The organism is Microcystis wesenbergii NRERC-220, assembly GCF_032027425.1.
GTDB classification, from domain to species: Bacteria; Cyanobacteriota; Cyanobacteriia; order Cyanobacteriales; family Microcystaceae; genus Microcystis; species Microcystis wesenbergii_A.
The window spans coordinates 1,393,092-1,416,671 of sequence record NZ_JAVSJA010000001.1; the positions used below are offsets into that span (position 1 = coordinate 1,393,092).

Consider the following 23,580-nt stretch of genomic DNA (forward strand, 5'->3'; position numbering starts at 1 on the left):
ATCATGAGAGAATCCGTCATCTATCAAGCTATTTTAGAGGAAGGAGAATTATCCGCTAAATTAAACTCTATTCCCCGTTTATCGGTCTTAGGATTAAGTGTAGAACAAATTGCTCAAGCTTTAGACTTAGAGATTGGGCAATGATTTGGTAGTAGTGCCGTAGCCCTCTTGCTTATCTGGTAAAAAGTGTATAAAATATTTACCAATAAAAATAATTTGCTCAAATCAGTCCTTAAAACTCTAACTTGATGACGACTTTTCTGATAAATATCTCTTGATGGCTTACTCAAAGCCACTGATTACTGATTACTGATAATTGCCATGTTAAAGCAATTGAAATAAAACCGAGAGATTATTAGCTGGCATAGGAATTACTTCTAACAATTGTAAACCTCGATCGCTGGCTTCTTGCACCACATCTTCTAAATTCCTAACTCCCCAACTGGGGTTTTGAGAACGGAGAGAAAAATCAAAGCTTTCATTACTAGGAGAAGTATGTTTTCCCTGTCGTTTATAGGGACCATAAAGATAGAGGATTCCCCCTGGATTAAGAATTCGATTTGCTCCTGCCATTAAAGCTAAACAAGCTGACCAAGGAGCAATATGAATCATGTTAATATTAACAATGGCATTAATGACGATATTTTCCCTCTCTACCGCCCAAACTGACTGATGAACATCGATAAATAGGGGGCGATCAAGATTAGAACTAGGACAATAATCGCACCAACTGCGAATACTATCTAGAGCCAGAGGGTTACAATCGGAGGGAATCCAACGACAAGGAGCAAGACGAGGGGCAAAAAAAACAGCGTGTTCACCCGTGCCGCTGGATATTTCTAGGATATTCCCAGTCTTCGGTAAAAATTGGCTGAGAACTTCTAAAATCGGCTGACGATTGCGTTCTGTTGCCGGAGCATATTGACGTAAATCAGACATAACTAGGGTTGGCTGAAAAAGTTGGTTGGTGGGGTTAGGAGTCGGTCGTCAGGCGTCGGTCGTCAGGCGTCAGTCCTGATGAAAAAATTTTCACCACCACAGATGAAAGAGGTTTCCTTCCCTACACCCCACACCCCACACCCTACACCCTCTTTCCAGTCAGGAGGATTATTTTTATTTATTCTCCCTTCTCCCCATCCTACTCTGCAATAACTACTGGCAGCCAGAAATACGTTGGTTTCATATCATACTTTGTGCTTTTTGTCAAAAAAACTTTTTTTTTGCAATAAAACTACACAAAAAAAAGATCATCGTTGTTGGTGAAATTGACTAATTTACCCGTCCTAATTAGGATAACCTTCTAGGTTTGGTGAGGGTTTCAACCATTGCTGCTTAAAAAAGCACAGAATAACCCATTATGAAATTCAGTAAAATCGCTGTTACCATTGTAACATCGTTGTTAAATAAAAATCTTTCTCAATTAATTTTTAAGAATTTATAAATATTGCGGAATGTTAATTTAAATATTCTCAAGTTTTTGGCATCAATCAATAAATTTTGCTTATCTTTGGCGAACATTGGGTTAGGAGTCAGTATTCTCCGAGTCAGCTTTTTTCTCCCCTCTCCCTTCTCCCAACTCCGGCGCTCCAGAAAAATATTAAGTTTTGTTAAGAAGTTAGTGACAAAAGACCAGCTTTAATCTCTATTATCGTAGTAAGTGGCTTTTGACCGGAATCAAGCTGGTCAAGATAAATAGTAACTTTTGCCCATCATCAAACAAAGATGGTCAGTCTAACTAAAACAGTCGCTGTGGCCATGCCCTCGTGATCAATTCCTATGTCAACCCTGGTTATTGTCGAATCCCCCACCAAAGCTCGGACGATCAGCAATTATCTGCCTAGCGGCTATCGAGTCCAAGCCTCCATGGGCCACATCCGCGATCTGCCCGCCTCCGCCGAAGAAATTCCCCCCACCCACAAAGACAAATCCTGGGCCAATTTGGGCGTAGATGTGGAGAACGATTTCGACCCCCTCTACGTCGTCCCCAAAACCAAAAGTAAAGTCGTCAAAGAATTAAAAGAAGCTCTCAAAGGCGCGAGTGAATTGATCCTCGCCACCGACGAAGATCGGGAAGGAGAAAGCATCAGTTGGCATCTCCTACAGGTACTCAACCCGAAAGTTCCCACCAAAAGGATGGTATTTCACGAAATCACCAAAGAGGCAATCCAAGCGGCCTTAAAAAATTGTCGATCGATCGACGAAAATTTAGTTCACGCCCAAGAAACCCGCCGCATACTCGATCGCCTCTACGGTTATACCCTCTCCCCCCTACTCTGGAAAAAAATCTCCAAAGGGTTATCCGCCGGCCGCGTGCAATCCGTCGCGGTACGTCTGCTCGTGCAGCGCGAACGAGAACGAAGAGCCTTTAAAACCGCCAATTATTGGGACCTGAAAGCCACCCTCGAAAAAGACAAAAATCAATTCGAGTCGAAATTAGTCACCTTAAACGGTCAAAAAGTGGCAAATGGCAGCGATTTCGATGCCGACACCGGCAGACTGCTCCCCGGTCGCCAGGTGACACTTTTGGATCAAGCCACCGCCGCCGCCTTAAAAGAACGCATCCAAGACAAAATCTGGCGCGTTAGCAACACCGAAGAAAAACCCACCACTCGCAAACCTTCCCCCCCCTTCACCACCTCCACCCTACAGCAAGAGGCTAACCGGAAACTGGGCATATCCGCCCGCGACACCATGCGAATCGCCCAAAATCTCTACGAACAGGGCTACATCACCTATATGCGGACCGATTCCGTCCATCTTTCCGATCAGGCCATCACCGCCGCCCGCCATTGTGTAGAGCAAATGTACGGAAAAAATTACCTCAGTCCCCAACCCCGGCAGTACACCACCAAAAGCAAAGGCGCACAGGAAGCACACGAAGCCATCCGGCCCGCCGGTAGCAGCTTTCGCCTGCCCCGGGAAACCGGCCTGAGCGGACTAGAATTCGCCCTCTACGACCTAATCTGGAAACGTACCGTCGCCTCACAGATGGCCGATGCCCGTATTACCCAGATCGCCGTCAATATTCAGGTAGAAGATGCCGGATTTCGCTCCTCCGGCAAAAGAATCGACTTCCCCGGCTTTTTCCGCGCCTATGTGGAAGGTTCCGACGATCCCGAAGCCGCCATCGACGACCAAGAAATAATCCTACCCCCCCTCAGCATCGGTGATACCCCCAATTGTCGCCAACTAGAAGCCATTAGCCACGATACCCAACCCCCCGCCCGTTATAGCGAAGCCTCCCTCGTAAAAACCCTCGAAAGTGAAGGAATCGGGCGACCCAGCACCTACGCCACCATTCTCGGCACAATTATCGATCGCGGTTATGCCCAAATGCGGAATAAAACCTTGATTCCCACCTTCACCGCCTTCGCCGTCGTCGGTTTGTTAGAAAATCATTTCCCCGACCTGGTAGATCCCAAATTTACCTCGAAAATGGAGGAAACCCTCGACGATATCGCCACCGGTTCCGCCCAATGGTTGCCCTATCTCGATCGCTTCTATCGCGGCGAAAAGGGGCTAGAAAGCCAAGTAAAAGAGCGTGAGAGTCAAATTAACTCTAGCACCGCCAAATCCGTAAATTTAGAGGATTTACAGGCAACTATCAAGATCGGCAAATACGGTCCCTATTTGGAAGTCACCCGGGGGGATGAAATCCTCACCGCCTCCATCCCCGCCGATTTAACCCCCGCCGACCTCAACCCCGAACAGGTAGAAACCCTGCTGCGACAAAAAACCGAGGGTCCCGATAAATTAGGTCTTCATCCCGACAGCGGAGAGCCAATTTATCTGCTGGTGGGTAGTTACGGCCCCTACGTCCAGTTAGGAGATGTCAGCGATGACAACCCCAAACCGAAACGCGCCTCCCTACCCAAAGGAGTCAAACCAGAGGATGTCACCCTCGAACAAGCGGTGGGTTTATTGGCACTGCCGCGACTGCTGGGAACCCATCCCCTCACCGGAGGCAAAATCAAAGCCAGTTTAGGTCGTTTCGGCCCATATATAGTTCAGGAAGAGGGCAAAGAAAAAGAATATCGTTCCTTGAAAGCCGGGGATGATATCTTAACCATAACCCTCGATCGAGCCTTGGCCTTATTAGCCGAACCGAAAAAAACTCGCAGCACCCGCAGTTCCACCAAACCACCCTTAAAAGAATTGGGTAAACATCCCGACGATGGGGAATTGGTGGGATTGTACGAAGGTCCCTACGGAGTTTATATCAAGCACGGTAAGACCAACGCCAAGATTCCCGAGGGAGAAACCGCCGAAACCCTGACTCTAGAACAAGCTTTGGGGGCCTTAGCGGCCAAGACAACCACTGCCAAGAAAACCACTACCAAGAAAACTACTTCTAGCACCACCAAAAAAACTACTTCCCCGGGCAGTAAAACTGGCAAAAGTAAGACGGTTTAGCGGTTACTGGTGAGGCAATTTTCCCCATGGTTAATTCCTCACCTGATGCGGGGACAAATCTGGCTGGCTTTTTTGTCTTTTGCACCACTTTGACCGAGCTGCTCCCATACCCCAAATTCCCTAATGTAAAGCAATCGCCATCGCTTCTTGGGGAATTTGTCGGTAAATTGGTTTGAAAAATTGTTCTATGGCATCCGATTCGGGGGCAGCCAGGGGAAAATTGCCTAAAATGTCGAGAATGGTTTGATTTTCATTTCCCGGCGTGATGACAACTAGGGAGGGATCTAGGTCTTCATCGTACTGCCAAAAGCGATCGATAGCGCTGTCGGGGGCAGTTTTTTCAACTACTGCGGGGGGTTCACTGACTGCTAAAGGTTGATTATCAGGGGAATAGGAGCGTTTTTCTCGTAAAGCTTCCAGAATTTGGCTTTTGGTTCGGCCGCGCAGTTGCAAAAGCAGCAAGGGATCGACACTAAAACGATCGCCCAATTGATAGTATACTGCTCCTATATGTTTGCAGGGGTTGGCTTGATCGGGACAGGTACAACGGGAGCGAATATCGGCTAGGGAAAAGGGAAATAAATTCACCCCACTATCGATAAAAACACGCTCAATATTATCGGGCATTTGTCCGGTGAGTAATTGAGCGGAATAAATGGCTTTTTTGGAGAGAAGCTTAATAATATAATCCCATTCTTCATCACTAAAAGCCGCTAGGGATAAATCCACTATATAAGGCTCTGGTTCACTGCCTTGTACTCTAGCAATAACTTGCGAGTCTTCAAAGTCAATACTTAAAACATTGCCCTCTCTAGCGTACAGTCTAGCCCGTTCCAAACGTTTTTTAAAGCGATAGGAATCGAGTAGTTCTAGCCATTTTTGTACCCACCAAGCTTGTTCTGTCATTTTTTATTTACCCTACAGCTGATCAGCTTCATTACCAACCAAAAGATATATTTTGAGTTACCTATGATTACTGATTACTGATTACTGATTACTGCTCACTGATTACTGATTACTGATTAAAATCCGCCGGGGCTTAAATAACTGGGATTTTCCTGTAGGGAAGTATCGAAGGGATTGGATAAATCTTGGGTGCGAATTAAGGGGCCAGACTGTTGCTGCTGCATGACATCATAGTATAAAGTTTCGGTCAATTTAGCATCCCTAGTAATCAGATTATCGAAATAGGAACCTTGGGGAAAAGTACGCCAACCAAAAAGAGAGTTTAACTGTCCTAAAATGTTGGTGGAGTCGTAGAAACGACCCGTATTGTTATTAACAGCGCGGTTAAACAAACCGGGGATATTATTAAATCCTACCGCCGTATCGGGAGAGGGGACAATTTGCAATTGTTGGGTTTTTACCGGTGCGGGAGTGGTGGCGGGTGAATTTTGGGCGATCGCACTAGAGGAACTCCACCAGACTAAACCAGTTAAACAAAACAGGGAAGGAAGTAAAAATTTAGCGCGCATGGGTAAAAATCTCCTCACAGGGATAGGGTTAATTAAAAAATCGCGTCAATGGGATGAGAAAGAAATCAATACTAGCGATCGAGTCAATATATAATGACTTTTGGCTTAATTGTAACCGAAATTTTGGAGTCAGTCAGGCTCCCAATCCTGAAAATATGGCTAATTACTCGGTAGCGACTCTCGATACTGCTTCCCTGCGTCAATTTCTCCTCGATGCTCTTGTCCGTCTTGCCTATCGGGAAGGGGATTTCACCCTGTCCTCAGGACAAAAAAGCAGCTACTATATCAACGGTAAACAAGTTACCCTCACTGCTGAAGGAGCTTTAGCCGTGGGGCGTTTATTGCTGTCGCTACTGCCCCCAGATACCCAAGCGGTGGCAGGATTAACCCTAGGGGCGGATCCGATTGTCAGCGCGGTTAGTGTGGTATCTGCCTACGAAAATCGCCCGATTCCAGCTTTAATCGTCCGCAAAGAGGCAAAAGGTCACGGTACTATGGCTTATATCGAGGGGCCGACTTTAAACCCTGGTGCCGCGGTGGTTGTCCTCGAAGACGTGGTGACAACGGGCAAAAGTGCCATGGTAGCGGTAGAAAGATTACGCGATGCCGGTTATCAAGTAGATTTAATCATTGCTTTGGTGGATAGAGAGCAAGGAGGGGCGGAATTTTACCAATCTCAGGGAATAAAGTTTCAAGCTTTGTTTTCGATTCGGGATCTACAGGCGGCTTATCAGACTAAATAGCGGGGAGTGGCGAAAAACGCTCGATAACTGGATTTTAACAGTCGGATTGGCTCTGGGGATCAACCACAAAGGCACAAAGAACACAAAGAGGAAGACAGATTCGAGCGGGCTGCTTTCATTGCCTAAACGATAAGTTAAGTAGGTAGGCGTTAAAAATTATCAGAAACCCCCCTTATCAAGGGGGGCAGGGGGGATCGAACCTAAAATCCATTTTAAATTTAATTATAACCAGCTACTTAACTAGATTTTTTTCCTGTGAATAATTGGTCACTAGCTGAGGTTGTCGGCGCTAAGAAACAGCTGGGAACATTGATAGATTCAGAGTCTAACTATTGACTAATAGCTATTCTCGGCGGGGGAATCAAGATTGCTTGACTCTGTTGGCTGCTAATGAGTTGAAGCCTTTGTCACTTTACTGATAACCCTCAGACCGACTAACTGTATACTAGGCTATAAGATTTGCTTAAAAATCTTCAAACCATGCCGAACTATCGAAAGTACAGCGATCGCCAAATATGAATCAAGGCATAGATTTACAAGAAAGTTTCATTAAATCCCTAACAGACCTGGGATTAAGTGGAGGACTGGCTAAAGCGATTTGGATGCCTTTACCCATGTTCCTGATGATTATAGCCGCCACGGTGGGGGTTTTAGTCTGCGTCTGGTTAGAAAGAAAAATTTCCGCCGCCGTCCAACAGCGTATCGGGCCGGAATACGCAGGACCCTTAGGCGTTTTACAACCGGTCGCCGACGGTCTGAAATTAGTTTTTAAAGAAGATGTCGTCCCCGCTAAGGCCGACCCTTGGTTATTCCTCTTCGGACCAATTTTGGTGGTGATGCCGGTGTTTGTCTCCTATCTCATCGTCCCCTTCGGCCAAAATCTGCTGATTACTGACCTAAACGTGGGAATCTTTTTATGGATTTCCTTGTCCAGTATTGCCCCCATTGGCTTATTAATGGCGGGTTATGCCTCAAATAATAAGTATTCCTTGCTGGGAGGCCTGCGGGCGGCGGCGCAATCGATTAGTTATGAAATTCCCTTGGCTTTATCGGTATTAGCGATCGCGATGATGTCTAATAGTCTCAGTACCATTGATATTGTCGAACAACAATCCGGTTATGGCATTTTAGGCTGGAATATCTGGCGCCAACCGGTGGGGTTTCTGATTTTCTGGATTGCCGCTTTAGCTGAGTGTGAACGTCTGCCTTTCGATTTACCTGAAGCGGAGGAGGAATTAGTCGCCGGTTATCAAACCGAATACGCGGGGATGAAATTCGCTCTCTTTTATGTGGGTTCCTACGTTAACCTCGTGCTGTCGGCCCTAGTTTTCGCCGTCCTCTATCTTGGCGGTTGGGAATTTCCTATCCCCGTCAATGCTTTGGCCGGCTGGTTGGGAGTTAGTGAAACCAATCCCTGGCTACAAATTATCACCGCTTCCCTAGGGATTACGATGACAGTATTAAAAGCCTATTTTCTCATCTTCATCGCTATTCTCTTGCGTTGGACCGTACCCCGGGTTCGCATTGACCAATTACTCGATTTAGGCTGGAAATTCCTCCTACCGGTATCTTTAGTTAACCTACTACTTACCGCCGCCCTAAAACTAGCTTTTCCCTTTGCTTTTGGCGGTTAATTCCCGTTTTTGCCCTGTTAACCTACTATACCTCTGACCATCATGTTTAACATTCTCAAACAAGTCAGCGATTACGCCAAAGGTAGCATTCAAGCGGCGAAATACATCGGCGAAGGTTTATCCGTTACCTTCGACCATATGCGTCGTCGTCCGATTACCGTTCAGTATCCCTACGAAAAGTTAATTCCCTCGGAACGTTATCGGGGTAGAATTCACTTTGAGTTCGATAAATGTATCGCTTGTGAAGTCTGTGTGCGAGTTTGTCCGATTAATTTACCAGTAGTGGATTGGACTTTTAACAAGGAAATTAAAAAGAAAGAACTCAAACACTACAGTATCGATTTTGGGGTCTGTATTTTCTGCGGCAATTGTGTGGAATACTGTCCGACTAATTGTTTGTCGATGACCGAAGAATACGAACTAGCGACCTATGATCGTCATGAATTAAACTATGATAACGTCGCCCTAGGCCGTTTACCCTACAAAGTCACCCAAGATCCGATGGTAACACCTCTGAGGGAATTAGGTTATCTGCCTAAAGGTGTCATCGAACCCCACGATTTACCCGCCGGTAGTCAACGCGCTGGTAAACGTCCGGAAGAAATTACCGATTAATTAGCAGTTAGCTATCAGCCGTCACGGTTTTTAGGTAGGAGAATTGCCAGATTCTGTCTTTTGCCTCTTGCCTGTTGCCTCTTGCCTTCAGAAGCTGATAACTAATAATTAATAACTCTCAAGCATAAAAGGAGATGAAACTACTGTGAATTTAGCCGAGGGCGTTCAAATAGTATCTTTTGGCATTTTAGCAGCCCTAGTAATCGGGACAGCTTTAGGCGTGGTACTATTATCTAATATCGTTTATTCCGCCTTTTTATTGGGCGGTGTTTTTATCAGCATTTCAGGTTTATATCTCTTACTAAATGCTGATTTTGTAGCGGCGGCACAAATTCTAATTTATGTGGGCGCAATTAACGTTTTAATTCTCTTTGCCATTATGCTTGTTAATAAGCAAGAGGACTTTTCTGATATTCCTAAACGTTGGATTCGTCAGGCATCTACTGCTTTAGTTTGTGTGGGTTTATTTGTACTGTTATCGACCATGGTTTTAATCACGCCTTGGTCAATTTCTAGCACTTCTCCCGCAGTAGTGACTAATACTTTAGTAGAAATCGGTAAGCATTTCTTTAGTGATTTCCTGCTACCCTTTGAATTAGCTTCCGTGCTATTATTAATGGCCATGGTCGGAGCAATTATTTTAGCTCGTCGCGACCTTATCCCTACCCTAAAAGCTGAAGAACCTACGGCCACAGCTTTAACATTACCCGAACGACCTAGAGAATTAACCGCCCCTAAATAGGAGAAAAGAAAGAGGTATCATGCAGATTCAGTTAGAGTATTATTTGTTATTAGCGGCGGCTTTATTTTGTATCGGAATTTACGGTTTAGTCACCAGTCGCAATGCTGTCCGGGTTTTAATGTCGATCGAATTGATGCTCAATTCTGTTAACATTAACTTAATGGGTTTTTCCAACTATCTTGACCCCGCTAATATCAGAGGCCAAATTTTTACTATTTTCGTGATTACCGTAGCGGCAGCCGAGGCAGCCGTGGGTTTAGCGATTATCCTGACTATCTATCGTAACCGCGACACGATCGATATGGAACAGTTTAATCTGCTCAAATGGTAAGCTTTTAAATAGGGTTTGCTGAATAAATCTAAAAACCTTGTTGGATAAGGTTTTTAAACTTTTTTTCCCTCAAAAAGTGCCGACCATTGGGGTGAACCCCACACCCCACACCCCACACCCCACACCCTGTCCCCACGAAAAACTTTTTCAGCAAACCCTAAATATTTACCCCCCCCTCTCCCTTTTTTGGGGAGAGTTTTTTTTTGCCAATTTTCCCTGTTAACGGGGATAAATCTCGGTGACAACTCGATCGGGCGAGCTACTGGTAACAACAATGTTATTATCTTCTAACGTGCCGATCGCTTTATCGCCAGTGAGATTAAATTTTGGTTCCTGTTGTTCATAGATAATATTCCCCTCGGCCTCGACAATTTTTTCCGACATTTTCCAAGTTAAGATCTGACTATACAATTGCGCCCCAGTTTTCTGATTAATTCCCTTAACCCCATCCTTGAGATAAGCGATACGATTGCCTAATTCCACCACCACACGATTACCGGTAATAGTGATTTGATCTTGATATTGAAAAATTTCCGTGGGGCGATCGGAAGTTAGGCTACGATTTTGATAGTTCCAAATTGCCTGAGAACCAGAAATCTGTAAAGGTGGTTCTAAAGAGCGATATTCGAGGTTTTCTTGTAGGATAACCTGATTATTTTTTCTTTCCCAACGACCGCCGATAGCAGTCAGGCGATCGATAATAGTTTTATTAATATAGCGATCAAAAGCGACTTTTTGATCGGTACTAATGACCTGTTGCGGAATTTCCCAGTACAGGCGCTCGGTTTGCAGGACGACACGGGATTCCTTGGCGGTAGCCACCACTTGACCTTGTAATTCTAGTTTTTCTTGGCGCGTGTCGTACCGTCCTTGGCGCGCCTTAGCTTCTAGTTGTAGATGACTACCTTTGATCCCTTTGGGGGAGATTAAAATACCCTCCTTGGGTAGCCAACGCAATTCAGGCGCGTTAATAATGGCCTTATTGCGGGGATCTACAGCCACAATATTATCTTTGAGGAGAATTTCCTGGCCTTCCTTATAAACTTCACCGCGGTCAGCACTAACCTGTAAAACTACTTTCCCATCTTGATAGATATTACCCTTGATATTTTCCAGACGGGCAATTTTTTGGTCTTGGGTGTAGGTAGCTTTTTTGACTTGAATTTTCCAGAGGGGTTGTCCCGAGGGGTTAGCCTGTTCTAAGGTGGCATTATTGAGAATTAAGCGGCCAGTTTCTTCAATTTTAGGCGATTCTGTCGGCGAAATTTTCGGCGGATCGGGAGGTTGACAGGCCGTTAATCCCAGCAAACCGATTAGGAGGGCAGCCTCGCGCCCAATTGATAGTTTTAATTGTAACCGCTGCCTCAATTTCGATCGCTCCGCTGCTATTTTCTCTCCTCCCAGTGTAGGGTAAGGGGTCGCCCCTTGACCGAGCGGTATTGTTAATCGCTAGTTTTGCTGGGAAAAACCCCTGGTTGAACGGTGAGAGTTTGTTGTTTACCCCTGCGGTTAATCTCGATTTCCAGATTACCACCGATCGCACTGGTTTCTACACCTTGCTGCACATCGGCGGCGGTTTTAACGGGGTTTCCTGCCACAGTTTCGATGATATCACCCGCTTGCATCCCGGCTTTTTGGGCGGGGGAATTTTCCACCACTCGCAGGACGATTACCCCTTCATTTTGGTCAATATTAAAGTTTAATTCTTTAGTTTCGTTCAATTGCTGCCGTAATTCTGGGGTTAGCGTCACCATGTGGATACCGATGTAGGGATGTTCCGCTTTACCCTTGCTAGATAGCTGTCCCGCCACTTTTTGGGCGGTTTCGATGGGAATGGCAAACCCTAAACCCTGGGCATCGGCCCGAATTGCCGTATTAATGCCGATAACTTCCCCCTTGGCGTTTAGCAACGGGCCGCCGGAATTGCCGGGGTTAATAGCGGCATCGGTTTGGATAAAACGAACCCGTTTATCGGGAACCCCCACTTCGCTGCTAGTGCGTCCTAGGGCGCTAATAATGCCCACCGTAACAGTATTATCTAAGCCTAGGGGATTGCCAATTGCGATCGCCCACTCTCCGGGGGTTAAAGTTTCGGCCTTGCCAAAAGTCACCGTCGGTAAATTTTCCGCCTCGATTTTCACCAGGGCCACATCGGTCATATTGTCAACCCCCAGGACTTTACCCTGATGAGTTTGACCGTTTTTCAGAGTCACTTTTACTTGGGTTGTCCCTTCCACCACATGGGCATTAGTTAAAAGTAGTCCATCTGTACTAACAATAAATCCAGAACCGGTTCCCCGTTCCAAATGCTCCCTGGGAATCGGCACTTCATTACCAAAAAAGCGCCGAAAAAAGGGCTGTTTAAATTCTTCGGGAATTTGGTCGGCCACTTCCCGGGCCGAGTCAATCCGCACCACCGCCGGCCCGACTTTCTGCACGGCCTGGGCGATAAAATTAACATTGCCGTCGTTTTGGGGAATAACAGGGAGAGAGAGGGAAGCGGGGAGGATTGCCGGCGGTTTATTTACCTCTAGGGGTGCTTTTCTGCTTAAATACTGATTTCCTAGCACTCCTACAGTACCGCCTAGGGCGAGTAATCCCAGTGAAATCCCCAATCTTGTCAATAAACCCATAAGCTCTAGCCCTAAAATGTCGTGTGCGGTAGAATCGGCCCCAAACTTACCTATATTATAGGCTGTCTTTTTTGTCGGTAGGAAAGAATCAATGGGAACTTACCCCGTTTACGGGTCTTCTTTTAGGGGTAAAATCACGAAACAGCTATGAGAATCTCACTTCATGCAATTGTTTGATCGCATCCGTTTAGGGATAGCCGTAGCGGTGGCTAAAACCGTTACTGCTGTGGTTAAAGGACTCCGTTTAGGGGCTGCCAGCGTCTTGCCGGGGGAAATTGCCCGTCGTCTCCATCCCCGTTTGTTGCCGCTACTTTGTGGGCAAGTCCGACGGGGGGTAATCTTGGTGGTTGGCACGAATGGAAAAACTACCACTTCCCTACTGCTAAGAACTATTCTAGAGCGTCAAGGGGCAAAAGTCACCCATAATACCACCGGGGCAAATTTAATTAATGGTTTAATCACTGCTTTATTAGCCGATGCCAATTTATTCGGCACTTTAAAGGCTGATTATGCCATTTTAGAAGTGGATGAAAATATTCTCCCTTTGGTTTTAAAAGATTGTCGTCCTCGCGCTATTTTAGCTCTAAATTTGTTTCGCGATCAACTCGATCGCTATGGGGAAGTGGATACGATTAGTCGCCGTTGGCAAGGGGCTATATCTCCCCTGCCCACCGATACTTTAGTGATTCTCAATGCTGATGATCCGACCCTTTCTCATTTGGGTCAACAACTGCGCCAAAGAGTTTTATATTTTGGCTTAAGTGAGCCGGAATTATATCTGGAAGAAATTCCCCACGCTGTGGATTCTATTTACTGTCCTAAATGTGGTGCTTCTTTGGATTATCGCGGGGTTTATCTCTCCCATTTAGGGGATTTTAGTTGTCCTAGTTGTGGCTTTAAAAAGAGTAATCCTGCTTTTCATAGTCACGATTGGCCGCAGATTTTAATCGGTGTTTATAATAAATATAATACTTTAGCGGCGGGTTTAGTAGCCCAGGAATTGGGGATTAAAGATCGAGAAATTTTTGAGACAGTTCAGGGTTTTAAAGCGGCCTTTGGTCGAGCGGAAGAATTAGAAATTGAGGGTAAAAAAGTTAGAATTTTACTGTCTAAAAATCCCGTGGGGATGAATGAAACAATTCGCGCAGTGGCTGATATTTTACAGAAAGAAAAGTCTTCGACTACTCTCTTAGTTCTCAATGATCGCATCCCCGATGGTACGGATGTTTCTTGGATTTGGGATGTGGATACGGAAAAATTAACCCGTTTGGGAACAACTTTAGTAGTAACGGGCGATCGACTTTATGATATGGCTTTACGCTTACAATATAGTCAGGATAGTCTCGCTTATCCCGTTAATTTAATTGTTGAATCCGATCTAAAAAAAGCGCTCCAAATTGCCCTTAATAACACCAAAAATGATGAAACTTTACATATTTTACCCACCTATTCTGCTATGTTAGAAGTACGAGAGATTCTCACGGGTCGAAAGATTTTGTAGAAATTAGAAAAGAGTAAAGATTAGTGTTGGGGGGTTAAGTTTTGGGGTGTTGGGGTTTTAGGTTTTTAGGGTTTTGGGGTATTAGTTGAATTTCTCCATTCCCCACCCCCCCATTCCCCCTGTCTCCTGTCTCCTGTCTCCTGTCTCCTGTCTCCTGTCTCCTGATTAAAAATTATGCAAGAACTAGAACTAAAAATCGGCTGGTTATATCCGACCTTAATGAGTACCTACGGCGATCGAGGTAATGTTATTACTATCCAAAGAAGATGTCAATGGCGTGATATTGCCGTGACAATTATTCCCCTAGATGCTCAAACAGAAGCCGAGACATTTTATCAAGTAGATATAATTGTTGGGGGTGGAGCGCAGGATCGGCAACAGGAGATCGTTATGCGCGATTTACAGGGTAAAAAAGCGGCAGCGATGAAAGAACAATTATCGGCAGGAATACCGGGGGTTTTTACCTGTGGTTCCCCACAATTATTAGGGCATTATTACGAACCAGCTTTCGGTCAAAGAATCGAAGGATTAGGATTATTAGACCTAGTAAGTAAACATCCCGGCCCCAATGCAAAACGCTGTATCGGTAACGTGGTTTTTGAAATTACTGCCTCTCCCTTAGCGGAGGAAATTAAAGCTATGACTGGGGAAAAACCGCTAGTAATTGGCTTTGAAAATCACGGGGGTCGTACCTATTTACAGACCGTTTCTCCTTTAGGAAAGGTGATTACTGGCTACGGAAATAACGGAGAGGACGGTTATGAAGGGGCATTTTACCACAATGCGATCGCTACCTATGCCCACGGTCCCTTACTACCCAAAAATCCCTTTTTAGCTGATTGGTTAATCCAAAAAGCTTTAGAACAAAAGTATCAAAAACCGATTTTTTTAACAAAACTTGATGATTCTCTGGCTCTGAAAGCAAGATTTGCCATGTTTGAACGACTAGAACTAACCGGCGTGACCAATAAAGCCTAAACTGGTCATATACACTTATGGCAGGAGATAGTCAAACTAGCCATTAAGAATTTTAATTCTGGCAGCTTATGAAATTATGACTGGAAAAATTATCGATCGTCAAACGGCGGGGTTTCTCGTCCTCATCATCCCCCTAGCGGTGCTAATCATCCTTGTTTTTACCGCTTGGCCATTGATCCTACTGGTCTTCTTCTTAACTCTTGCAGTCAAGGTGTGGCAAGACTATCGCTGGTCAAAATTATCGACGGTGATTAACCCCTATTTCAATCAACTTTTACAGGACAATCAAGGTTGTCTCACCCCGATTGACCTATCGGCAAAAGCCAATCTCACGGCCAAATTAGCTAGACAATTTTTAGACAAAAAAGCTGAGGAATTTGGGGCGCAAAAAAAAGCTGTAGGCGATCAGGGTATGGCCTATTACTTTATCACCGCCAGTACCTTGGGTAGTATTTTTGATGAGAGTGACCCCTCTTTAGAAGAAATAGAGGAAAAACAAATTCCTGCGATTACGGCATCGAGATATCCCCTGACCAATTTAGAGCAATCCCAGGAGGCTAAATCCCCCCTGATTGTCGCCGAAAAAAGCGAAAATTCTGTCCCAGAAGTTCCTGTTATTTCCTCCTCCCAACCTCTGACCAATTTAGGTAAATTATTTGAGGAAAAAGAGGAAGAAAATACCGCAGCAATCGCTGTTCAAGAAACGGTAATTCAAGAACCGGAGGAGATAATTAATCCTAGTTTAAACAGTTCTGCCAGTTCTTTATCCCAATCAGAATCAGAAGTTAAGGAAGAATCTCTAACCACTGTATCTGAAACCATCTCATCAATGAGTTTGGCGGATTTGGCTAAACGTTTAGGAGTTACCCCGGCCGTTTTGGGTAGAAACAAGAAAAATAAATCCGAAACAGAATTTGCCGATTGGAGTCGCATCAGAGATCCCGACGGTATTGCTTGGAAATTTGACGCAAAAAACTCCCTATTTGTGGCCAACTGATAGGTAATTTGTTTTGTTTTCTAGACAGGCTCAATGCCTGTCTTTTTTGGCTCTAGGATTTGGGGAGATGTCAGCAATTATTGTCGGTTGGGTTGACGCAAGGAAACCCAACCAAGAGTAAGCTAAGACGCATTTAAAGCGCTTATTCTTAAGATTAGCCGAATCTCCCCCAATCCCTTTACTGTTGCCTCTTGCAAGAGTGCCTCTTGCCTCGTCTCAACAAGCAATTTAAATGCGCGGGCAGCTTAACCTTTGGGTTTGTTGGGTTTCGCTTAAACAAGCGAATTGAGCTATTTTCGACCCAGTATTGTTGCGCTCAACCCAACCACTACAAGGCGATGGGCTCTAGAAATCTTGTTATTGACTGCTGAATATCTCCACTTTGGTATTAGGGACTTCCAGCTGGCTTGTCCCCCTCTCAGGGAGTTATCCTAGTTCTATTTTAAAGATTGATGGTTAATTTTTCAGCCCCCCTTTTTTTATATTGCCAGTATCGGGGATTGAGGGCAAAATAAAGGTATGCTTCCTCAAAGCTGCTCCCAAGAATATCGCCAGGGAACTCTCTAATTTTTCAACTTTTTAGGCAATATGTCTTATCCGCAAAAGCGATTTGTCATGGTCTGTCAGCATTCTTCCTGTTTGGTAGAGGGTGCGTCCGAGCTTCTTTTAGCTTGGCAAACGGCAGCTCTCCCAGAAGATGTCATCGTTATGACCAGTGGTTGTCAAGGACAGTGTAGCACTAGCCCCACGGTGAGAATTATTCCTGAAGAAACTTGGTACTGTCGTGTTAAACCAGAGGATGTCAATCAGATTGTCGAAGAACATTTAAAAAACGGTCAACCAGTTGAGCGTTTACTCCATCCACGCATTCACCCTCAAGAGACCTCTGGTAAGGGTCAAAAATTGTCCTGATAGGTTAGGAGTCAGTAGTCAGTAGTCAGGAGAATTAAGAATGAATAATAATCAATAAATGGTTACGGAAGAACCCTATCGGCTCTCCCTTACTTATGGTTATCAGAAAAAGTTATCGGAGGGAGGGCTTATGGCCTGGCCCCCACATAACAACTAATATGGGGTAATTTAGGGGCGCAATGCTTGCACCCAATATGTGACATTAACAAAAAGCTTACACAATGATGTAGAGAGAGAGCATTTTTTTCTCCTTTGTCTTTTTTTCAAGTCTAACTTTCGGCTCTTCTCTACTTTGTGTGATAAGCACTGATTATCATTCGTAGGAGTCTTGCTAGGCAAGGCTTTGAAGACTATATTTCTTTGACATCCTCACCGCCGGGGCCGGACGGTGATTCCCGGCAGATCAAACAAACTTAATTGAACGATCTTCGGTTGGGCTTCGGCCGTGAGCTCAGCCGAACGGTTGACGCTTCACGGGATGATGCTTCTTTAACAGAAGTCTTACACTTTCCTCCACGCCCGTTTAAAGTCTCCGATTGTCCACCGGCGACCTTGATATTAATTGCGGCGTTTACATCCCTATCATGAAAAGTCCCACAAAAAAGACATTCCCACTCACGGATATTTAATGCTTTCTTACCGCCGATATTCCCACAACAGGAACACCTTTGAGACGTTGGCTCCCATCGGGAAATTATCCGAAAATTACGCCCATATTTATCAGATTTTGCCGATAGCATATCTCGGAAAGAACGCCATCCTAAATCTGATATGGCACGAGATAACTTGCGATTTTTAACCATTCCCGATGTGTTTAAATCCTCTAAAATTATCGTTTGATTTTCACGAACAACTCTAGTGGATAGTTTCTGCAAGAAATCAGTGCGAGTGTCTTTAATCTTTGCATGGATTTTAGCTACTCGTTTCCTAGCTTTTTCCCGTCGGTTACTTCCTTTCTGTTTTCTAGAAAGGTTTTTCTGTGCTTTTCTTAGTCGTTTTAATCGTTTCTTTAGCGGTTTCGGTGCGTCTATCTTTTCCCCTGTTGAGAGGGTAGCAAAGGTAGCAATCCCTAGATCAATTCCCACTGACTCCCCATTATCAGGAAGTATTTCGGGCTGAACCTCGACGACAAAACTAAGAAAATAGCGATCTGATGCGTCTTTAATCACGGTGACACTAGAAGGTTTAGAAGGTAATGGACGACTCCAAACGATTCTTAAATCACCGATTTTTGCTAAAGTAACGCAGTGTTGGTTAACGGTAAAACCATTATCGGTAAATCTTGCTGATTGTTTAGATTTACGTTTTTTAAACTTGGGAGGTTTGACTTTCTTTCCTTTTCTCTCGCCCTTACAAGATGTAAAGAAGTTAGAGTAAGCAGTCTCTAAGTCTCTCAAAGACTGTTGTAAAGGAATAGAAGAAACCTCGGTTAACCACCGTCTTTCTTCTGTTTTTTTGACTTGAGTTAGTCTTTTAGATAACTCAGTATATTTTGGCTTTTTCTCCCCTTGTCGATAGAGTTCTTGGCAGTAAGCTAAAGTATCGTTCCAGACAACACGCACACACCCAAACAACTGAGACAAAAGCCTCTTTTGTTGGTCTGTTGGGTAAATACGGTATTGATACCTCGCTTTCATTGGGTTAAGATGTGTGTGTCTGTAGTCTATTCTAACTAGGTCTGTTGATAATGTCAAGTCAGTTGCGAAGAGAAAGAAACTCTGTTTCCGATCTAAAGATACACTTGGTCTGTGTGACAAAATACAGAAGAAAGGTTTTTACTGGTAAAAGCCTGACTTTGGTTGAAAACTCTTTTAGGGAAGTTGCGGAAAAAATGAATTTTCAGATATTGGAATTTAACGGGGAGTCTGATCACATACACGCATTAATTGAATACCCGCCGAAACTATCTATTTCTGTAATGGTCAATTCTTTAAAAGGAGTCTCTAGTCGTAGGTATGGACAAGCTGGATATCCTAAGCCATACGGGAAAGACGCTCTTTGGTCGCCCAGTTATTTCGTCTCTTCTGTAGGAGGTGCGCCTCTGGAAGTTCTTAAGTGCTACATCAAAAATCAGGAAAAGCCGTCGTAAAACGACGGGGTTTTAACCCAAATTTTCGATAAAATTATCCCTATTCTTCTTCCCTCCACACAGAAACCAGAAGAGCCGAACTTTCTTCTGGACTATTACCTTTGGGGAAAAAGTTCAAGTTGTGAAAGTGCAAAGTATATAAACCTAGATTTTTAACAGCTTAGAACGGTTTTTGACCGCAGACGACGATATTCCAAGCGATTTTGCTCATAATACCACTTAGATACTTCTCCAATACTTGATCGACCAAACAAGCGGCCTGACTGATTGGATTCATCAACCATTGTGGAGAAAGCATGACTTCTGCAAAGGGAGTAGAGAAAAATCCTTGCGGATAAGACAGAGTTTTGACAAAACCAGAAGAGCGGAATAGTTTTAACAATTGTGCTTCATCAAGCTGCTCCTGTTCTGCGGAGTAGGATTTGTCCATCTTAGTCCGAACTTGTCTAAGATATTGAAAGAGAGGATTGGCATCTTGGGGTTCATTGACGACAAGAAAACCACCTGGTTTTAACAAGTATAGACATTTTTCCAGAGCGGCGGGCAAATCTGACATATGATGGAGAACACCGATCATGAAAATGACATCGTAGAGATGATCTGTTTGGTAATCAAAAAAATCTGCTGTTTGGAAGCTGGCATTGGAGAATCGATTTCGTTGTTGGGCACTCAAGATTAATTCTTGAGAATAATCAAGTCCCGTATAGGTTCCGTAGCGTCCACGCAGATACTCAGCAGTAAAGCCAGCACCGCACCCCACTTCCAAAATGTCAGACTGATTGTTGAGGTGTATTTTGTTAAGGGTTTGGACAAATCTTAAAGCCCGCGCTCTCCTTGAAGGTGGATAAATATCCTTTTTTGCGTATTTGAGGGCAATAGCATCGAATAACTCTCGGTCTCTCCGCGCTCTGTCCTGGTCTAGATTATATTTCACCATCAAATCTCCCAAATTGTAGTTATTAATACAGATTTTCTGACACACCTATGGGTCATAGTAGTCCATCTTGAAGCCATTTGGATTAGGATTAAGCTAAGACGCATTTAAACTGGGTATTGTATAAGTTAGCTAAAAAGGCAGATAAACCTTACTCTTCCAGTGTTCTGGCGTTCTCTGTTTCCTTATCGACCTAGACCAATTTAGATGCGGGGGCGGCTTATTATGTCTAAATCCAGAGTCATTGACCTAATAATGGAGCTATTTTAATACTCTTTTGCTACTAGGTCAACCCATTTGATAAGTAGTCGTGCAAAATTAATTTCCTAGTCGAGACAGGAGATAGGAGTCAGGAGATAGGAGACGGTCGTCGGGAGACGGGAGACGGGAGACGGGAGACGGGAGACGGGATACAGCTATTAGGGATCGGATTTGAGTTTTCAGTTCACTGTTTCCTCACATCAGAAGTCTGACGGAGTAGTGGCTTAGATGTGTAATTAATTGTGCTTAGATACTTACTAAATCCTGTTTAAAAGGCATAGGAGATCAGGGAGCAGGGAGAGGGGCGCGCCAGAGATGCGGAGAAACAATCCATAACTGGGTTTTTAAAGTTCGATTGGGAGTTAATCATACTATTAAAAACGGATTTGGTTTGAGTGCCTGTGATTTCAATCTAGAGACTTAATTCGCAGATAATACATTTGTTTTAAATTATTGGTTTCTTTTGGGGATTTCTGAAGAACAAAAAAGGGGTTTTAGCCCCTTTTTCTGGATTAGTTAGTTATTTTTTCGGCGATAACATCATCATCATGTTACGACCTTCTTTTTTTGGCGCTTGCTGTACCTCAGCTACATCCTCTAAATCTTTGGCCATGCGCGCCAGTAATTCTTCCGCTAGGTTAGAGTGTTGAATTTCCCGGCCTCGGAAGGTAATCGTCGCTTTTACCTTATCTCCCGCTTTTAAAAAACGTTGCGCTTGGTTGACTCGCACGTTGTAGTCATGCTCATCAATTTTATAGCGCATTTTAACTTCTTTTATATCGGCTGTATGCTGTTTTTTCTTGGCCTCACGGGCTTTTTTCTCCTGTTCAAACTTGTATTTACCATAGTCCATAATCCGGCAAACGGGAGGATTTGCCGTTTCACTGACGAGGACGAGATCAAGTTCCTTTTCTTCGGCCACGCGTAAAGCTTCGGCAGGAGTAATAATGCCTAGTTGAGAGCCGTCGCTATCGATAACGCGGATTTCAGGAAAGCGGATTCTTTCGTTAATTTGGGGGAGATCGCGAGTAGTGCGTCTTTTATCTATCACAGGCGTTCTGGGTTATCTCTATTCTGGTTAATTAATCGGTTGGAGTTTACAAAATGATTTACTTGCTATTCTACCTACTCGATCGAGTTTCTTGGCCAATTGTTAAGTTTTCTTGCAATGTTAATTTTTAGTCGCCGGCCGTCAGCCGGCGGCCGTCAGCTAGATAAGCTGTTGTGCTTGGGCTTTGTTAGACTAAGATTCCCTACTCTCAGGAATTGATTCGGTAAGGTGCGTTCCCCCTGGTCGATTAGTTGCTTAGTCAGAGTTGCAGCAGGGAACGCATCCTATTAGTAGGAAAGTATCAGGCGAAAGTTGAGAAGATTGTCCAGTATGGTGGAATTCGCCATGAAACTTCCATTCCCCTTTGAGAATTTGTTGAATGCCGTGCTGATGTTTTAATATTACTTATTGCCTAAAACTAGGATTACTTATATTAGACCTCTGGCAAAAATCAAAAATCTGACCTTAGCTGAGGAGTCTCCGAGCCAGTAGTCAGTAGTCAGGAGAATTAAGAATGAGCATTAATCAATTAAATGCTCTATTTAGGGATTTTAGGCAATTTTATGCCTATTTTTCTCATTTTTGAACTATCAAAAATTAATTATGCAAGAACTCTATTAAAGTTCATGGCTTTAAATCCTTTGATAATTTTGAAATGGAATTTACGCCGTTTACTGTAGTTGCTGGGGTTAATGCGGATGGTAAGAGTAATTTATGTGATGCTTGGCAATTGTTGGTGCGGCTGGCACAAGTCGATCTGAAGAAGGCTTTGAGCGAGTAACGAGGACATCCTAGCCAACTTTTTACCCAATATGACGAGGACGACTACGCCACGGAAAGGGAATTTATAGTTGAGATGTTAGTCAATCGCCAGGTAAAAGATCCTTGGGGTGGAGAAGTCGATCTTACAGCTTTTATCAAAAATATGAAGTATAATGTTGTGGATAGCTAAATTGTCCAAAATATGAAATCCTATCCAGTAGAGTTCCGTCAGAAAATCCTAGACTGTTATTATAACGAACCCATTTCTCAAAGGCAATTAGCGAAAAGATTCTGCGTAGCCTTAAGTTTCGTACAAAAGCTTTTGAAGCAATCTCGAGAAACGGGAGATATTCGACTGAAAACTTATCGATGTGGCCGTCATTTAAAACTCCACGCAAGAACAGATGATCGCCCTAGGTGAGTTAATTGAAGAAAATAATGACGCAACTCTAACCGAACTATCAGAACTGTTCCTAGAAAGAACCGGTATAGTGCTAAGTGTTGCCCCAGGGGCAAGAATAGCCGAACGATTGAGAATGACTCGCCACAAAAAACTCTACACCCCCCGGAAAAAGAGACAGAAAGAGTACAAAAACTTAGACAAGAATACAAAGGATAAAATTATGGACGTAGACGAGGAAAATCTTATCTCGCTTGACGAAGCTGGTTCAAATCTATCTATGACCAGAACCCACGATCGCTCACTTAAAGGAACTAGAGCGCAGGGGACTCGACCCCTTAAAAAAGGACAAAATGTTTCTACTATTACAGCAATTACTAAAAAAGAAGTTCTGGGTACAGCCAATTTTTTAGGAGCGATAACTGGGATTTTATTTGAAGCGTTTATTATCCGAATATTAGTTCCTAAGCTCTGGGAAGGTGCGGTAATCAATATCGATAACTGTAAAATTAATTTCAGGGAAGAGGTCAATAAAGCGGTTGCAGAAAAAGGAGCTAAACTAATTTATTTACCTCCTTACTCTCCCGATTTTGCCCCGATTGAAAATTTTTGGTCAAAAATCAAGTCAATCTTGAGAAAATTAAAACCGAGAACTTATCGAGAGCTAGATGAAGCTTTAGAAGAGGCTTTTAAGCAAGTCTCGGAACAAGACCTTCGTAATTGGTTCACACACTGTTGCTATTGTACCTAATATATCTGAGAAAGGCTGTAAATAGGGTTTGCTGAAAAAGTTTTTCGTGGGGGCAGGCTTCGGCCGTGAGATCAGCGTTCGACCGAGCGTTCGACAAAAGCTCACGCGGCGGTTCGGCGGTTCGGCGGTTCGGCGGTTCGGCGGTTCGGCGGTTCGGCGGTTCGGCTGATCTCACCGTCGAAGCCTGAGCGTTCGACAAAAGCTCACGCCGAAGTCTCACCGAACGTCCGAAGTCTCACGCCGAGGTCCGAACGGGTGTAGGGTTTTAGCGATTTTGAGGGGGTCAATTACCTAATTTTCAGGGAAAAAGTCCCTGAATTTTCCCCCCGATCACTCCGGGATCTGGTACTTTTTGATT

General features: G+C 44.1%; 21 protein-coding genes and 1 pseudogene. 14 read left to right on the top strand and 8 right to left on the bottom strand.

Annotated features, from left to right (window positions below):
* Positions 1-3: 3 nt before the first annotated feature.
* Positions 4-144, top strand: coding sequence for a hypothetical protein (locus RAM70_RS06750; protein ID WP_172967364.1), 141 nt, complete (start codon positions 4-6; stop codon positions 142-144).
* Between the two features lie 180 nt (positions 145-324).
* Here the strand turns inward: RAM70_RS06750 and RAM70_RS06755 are convergent, their stop codons facing one another.
* A complete protein-coding gene (locus tag RAM70_RS06755) occupies positions 325-939 on the bottom strand; it encodes a DUF938 domain-containing protein (RefSeq protein ID WP_190381695.1) in 615 nt (204 codons plus the stop codon).
* 837 nt (positions 940-1,776) lie between these two features.
* Here RAM70_RS06755 and topA point away from each other — a divergent pair.
* Positions 1,777-4,413, top strand: coding sequence for a type I DNA topoisomerase (gene topA / locus RAM70_RS06765; protein WP_312672929.1), 2,637 nt, complete (start codon positions 1,777-1,779; stop codon positions 4,411-4,413).
* Between the two features lie 120 nt (positions 4,414-4,533).
* Here the strand turns inward: topA and RAM70_RS06770 are convergent, their stop codons facing one another.
* Together RAM70_RS06770 and RAM70_RS06775 are read right to left on the bottom strand one after the other, a co-directional pair.
* Positions 4,534-5,319 (bottom strand): SWIM zinc finger family protein, encoded by a 786-nt coding sequence (locus RAM70_RS06770; RefSeq protein ID WP_045359708.1) that lies wholly within the window; start codon positions 5,317-5,319, stop codon positions 4,534-4,536.
* Between the two features lie 116 nt (positions 5,320-5,435).
* Entirely contained in the window at positions 5,436-5,888 is a 453-nt protein-coding gene (locus RAM70_RS06775) for a hypothetical protein (RefSeq protein ID WP_045359709.1), read from the bottom strand.
* 53 nt (positions 5,889-5,941) lie between these two features.
* On the opposite strand from RAM70_RS06775, the gene pyrE reads away from it, so the two are divergent.
* The 5 genes from pyrE to nuoK all read left to right on the top strand — a co-directional run bounded on the left by pyrE (position 5,942) and on the right by nuoK (position 9,953).
* A complete protein-coding gene (gene pyrE / locus RAM70_RS06780) occupies positions 5,942-6,631 on the top strand; it encodes an orotate phosphoribosyltransferase (RefSeq protein ID WP_312672933.1) in 690 nt (229 codons plus the stop codon).
* A 515-nt stretch (positions 6,632-7,146) separates the two neighbouring features.
* On the top strand, positions 7,147-8,265 hold the full coding sequence (nuoH, locus tag RAM70_RS06785) for an NADH-quinone oxidoreductase subunit NuoH (RefSeq protein WP_002734266.1): 1,119 nt from the start codon (positions 7,147-7,149) through the stop codon (positions 8,263-8,265).
* Between the two features lie 42 nt (positions 8,266-8,307).
* Positions 8,308-8,880, top strand: a complete 573-nt coding sequence (gene ndhI / locus RAM70_RS06790; protein ID WP_002733194.1) for an NAD(P)H-quinone oxidoreductase subunit I — start codon at positions 8,308-8,310, stop codon at positions 8,878-8,880.
* Positions 8,881-9,025: 145 nt separating this feature from the next.
* Positions 9,026-9,622, top strand: a complete 597-nt coding sequence (locus RAM70_RS06795; RefSeq protein ID WP_002734810.1) for an NADH-quinone oxidoreductase subunit J — start codon at positions 9,026-9,028, stop codon at positions 9,620-9,622.
* A 25-nt stretch (positions 9,623-9,647) separates the two neighbouring features.
* Entirely contained in the window at positions 9,648-9,953 is a 306-nt protein-coding gene (gene nuoK, locus RAM70_RS06800; protein ID WP_197533180.1) for an NADH-quinone oxidoreductase subunit NuoK, read from the top strand.
* Between the two features lie 219 nt (positions 9,954-10,172).
* Here the strand turns inward: nuoK and lptC are convergent, their stop codons facing one another.
* A complete protein-coding gene (lptC, locus tag RAM70_RS06805) occupies positions 10,173-11,321 on the bottom strand; it encodes an LPS export ABC transporter periplasmic protein LptC (RefSeq protein ID WP_312672938.1) in 1,149 nt (382 codons plus the stop codon).
* A 74-nt stretch (positions 11,322-11,395) separates the two neighbouring features.
* Complete coding sequence (locus tag RAM70_RS06810) at positions 11,396-12,586, bottom strand: HhoA/HhoB/HtrA family serine endopeptidase (RefSeq protein WP_312672940.1); 1,191 nt, start codon at positions 12,584-12,586, stop codon at positions 11,396-11,398.
* Between the two features lie 163 nt (positions 12,587-12,749).
* On the opposite strand from RAM70_RS06810, the gene RAM70_RS06815 reads away from it, so the two are divergent.
* The 4 genes from RAM70_RS06815 to RAM70_RS06830 all read left to right on the top strand — a co-directional run bounded on the left by RAM70_RS06815 (position 12,750) and on the right by RAM70_RS06830 (position 16,974).
* Positions 12,750-14,087, top strand: coding sequence for a Mur ligase family protein (locus RAM70_RS06815; RefSeq protein WP_190381648.1), 1,338 nt, complete (start codon positions 12,750-12,752; stop codon positions 14,085-14,087).
* A 174-nt stretch (positions 14,088-14,261) separates the two neighbouring features.
* On the top strand, positions 14,262-15,065 hold the full coding sequence (locus RAM70_RS06820) for a type 1 glutamine amidotransferase (protein ID WP_008203505.1): 804 nt from the start codon (positions 14,262-14,264) through the stop codon (positions 15,063-15,065).
* Between the two features lie 76 nt (positions 15,066-15,141).
* A complete protein-coding gene (locus RAM70_RS06825) occupies positions 15,142-16,062 on the top strand; it encodes a hypothetical protein (protein WP_045359722.1) in 921 nt (306 codons plus the stop codon).
* A 588-nt stretch (positions 16,063-16,650) separates the two neighbouring features.
* Complete coding sequence (locus tag RAM70_RS06830) at positions 16,651-16,974, top strand: (2Fe-2S) ferredoxin domain-containing protein (RefSeq protein WP_045359723.1); 324 nt, start codon at positions 16,651-16,653, stop codon at positions 16,972-16,974.
* 413 nt (positions 16,975-17,387) lie between these two features.
* Here the strand turns inward: RAM70_RS06830 and RAM70_RS06835 are convergent, their stop codons facing one another.
* Positions 17,388-18,611: an RNA-guided endonuclease InsQ/TnpB family protein gene (locus RAM70_RS06835; protein ID WP_288002397.1), complete on the bottom strand. Its 1,224-nt coding sequence runs from the start codon at positions 18,609-18,611 to the stop codon at positions 17,388-17,390.
* Positions 18,612-18,661: 50 nt separating this feature from the next.
* Here RAM70_RS06835 and tnpA point away from each other — a divergent pair, with 50 nt between their 5' ends.
* Entirely contained in the window at positions 18,662-19,063 is a 402-nt protein-coding gene (gene tnpA, locus RAM70_RS06840) for an IS200/IS605 family transposase (RefSeq protein ID WP_045359724.1), read from the top strand.
* 160 nt (positions 19,064-19,223) lie between these two features.
* On the opposite strand, the gene RAM70_RS06845 is transcribed toward tnpA, so the two are convergent.
* Entirely contained in the window at positions 19,224-19,997 is a 774-nt protein-coding gene (locus tag RAM70_RS06845; RefSeq protein ID WP_193745623.1) for a class I SAM-dependent methyltransferase, read from the bottom strand.
* Between the two features lie 781 nt (positions 19,998-20,778).
* Positions 20,779-21,309, bottom strand: coding sequence for a translation initiation factor IF-3 (gene infC, locus RAM70_RS06850; RefSeq protein ID WP_045359727.1), 531 nt, complete (start codon positions 21,307-21,309; stop codon positions 20,779-20,781).
* A gap of 655 nt (positions 21,310-21,964) precedes the next feature.
* Here infC and RAM70_RS06855 point away from each other — a divergent pair.
* Together RAM70_RS06855 and RAM70_RS06860 are read left to right on the top strand one after the other, a co-directional pair.
* Positions 21,965-22,216 (top strand): annotated as a pseudogene (locus RAM70_RS06855) (AAA family ATPase); the annotation flags it as partial.
* A gap of 259 nt (positions 22,217-22,475) precedes the next feature.
* Positions 22,476-23,222 carry an IS630 family transposase gene (locus RAM70_RS06860; protein WP_199319158.1) on the top strand — a complete coding sequence of 249 codons (747 nt, stop codon included), beginning with the start codon at positions 22,476-22,478 and terminating at the stop codon, positions 23,220-23,222.
* Positions 23,223-23,580: the final 358 nt, after the last annotated feature.

Coding starts and splice junctions, on each gene's coding strand:
- RAM70_RS06750 (WP_172967364.1), top strand. CDS start 4: ATGAGAGAATCCGTCATCTATCAAGCTATTTTAGAGGAAGGAGAATTA.
- RAM70_RS06755 (WP_190381695.1), bottom strand. CDS start 939: ATGTCTGATTTACGTCAATATGCTCCGGCAACAGAACGCAATCGTCAG.
- topA (WP_312672929.1), top strand. CDS start 1,777: ATGTCAACCCTGGTTATTGTCGAATCCCCCACCAAAGCTCGGACGATC.
- RAM70_RS06770 (WP_045359708.1), bottom strand. CDS start 5,319: ATGACAGAACAAGCTTGGTGGGTACAAAAATGGCTAGAACTACTCGAT.
- RAM70_RS06775 (WP_045359709.1), bottom strand. CDS start 5,888: ATGCGCGCTAAATTTTTACTTCCTTCCCTGTTTTGTTTAACTGGTTTA.
- pyrE (WP_312672933.1), top strand. CDS start 5,942: ATGAGAAAGAAATCAATACTAGCGATCGAGTCAATATATAATGACTTT.
- nuoH (WP_002734266.1), top strand. CDS start 7,147: ATGAATCAAGGCATAGATTTACAAGAAAGTTTCATTAAATCCCTAACA.
- ndhI (WP_002733194.1), top strand. CDS start 8,308: ATGTTTAACATTCTCAAACAAGTCAGCGATTACGCCAAAGGTAGCATT.
- RAM70_RS06810 (WP_312672940.1), bottom strand. CDS start 12,586: ATGGGTTTATTGACAAGATTGGGGATTTCACTGGGATTACTCGCCCTA.
- RAM70_RS06815 (WP_190381648.1), top strand. CDS start 12,750: ATGCAATTGTTTGATCGCATCCGTTTAGGGATAGCCGTAGCGGTGGCT.
- RAM70_RS06820 (WP_008203505.1), top strand. CDS start 14,262: ATGCAAGAACTAGAACTAAAAATCGGCTGGTTATATCCGACCTTAATG.
- RAM70_RS06825 (WP_045359722.1), top strand. CDS start 15,142: ATGACTGGAAAAATTATCGATCGTCAAACGGCGGGGTTTCTCGTCCTC.
- RAM70_RS06830 (WP_045359723.1), top strand. CDS start 16,651: ATGTCTTATCCGCAAAAGCGATTTGTCATGGTCTGTCAGCATTCTTCC.
- RAM70_RS06835 (WP_288002397.1), bottom strand. CDS start 18,611: ATGAAAGCGAGGTATCAATACCGTATTTACCCAACAGACCAACAAAAG.
- tnpA (WP_045359724.1), top strand. CDS start 18,662: ATGTCAAGTCAGTTGCGAAGAGAAAGAAACTCTGTTTCCGATCTAAAG.
- RAM70_RS06860 (WP_199319158.1), top strand. CDS start 22,476: ATGATCGCCCTAGGTGAGTTAATTGAAGAAAATAATGACGCAACTCTA.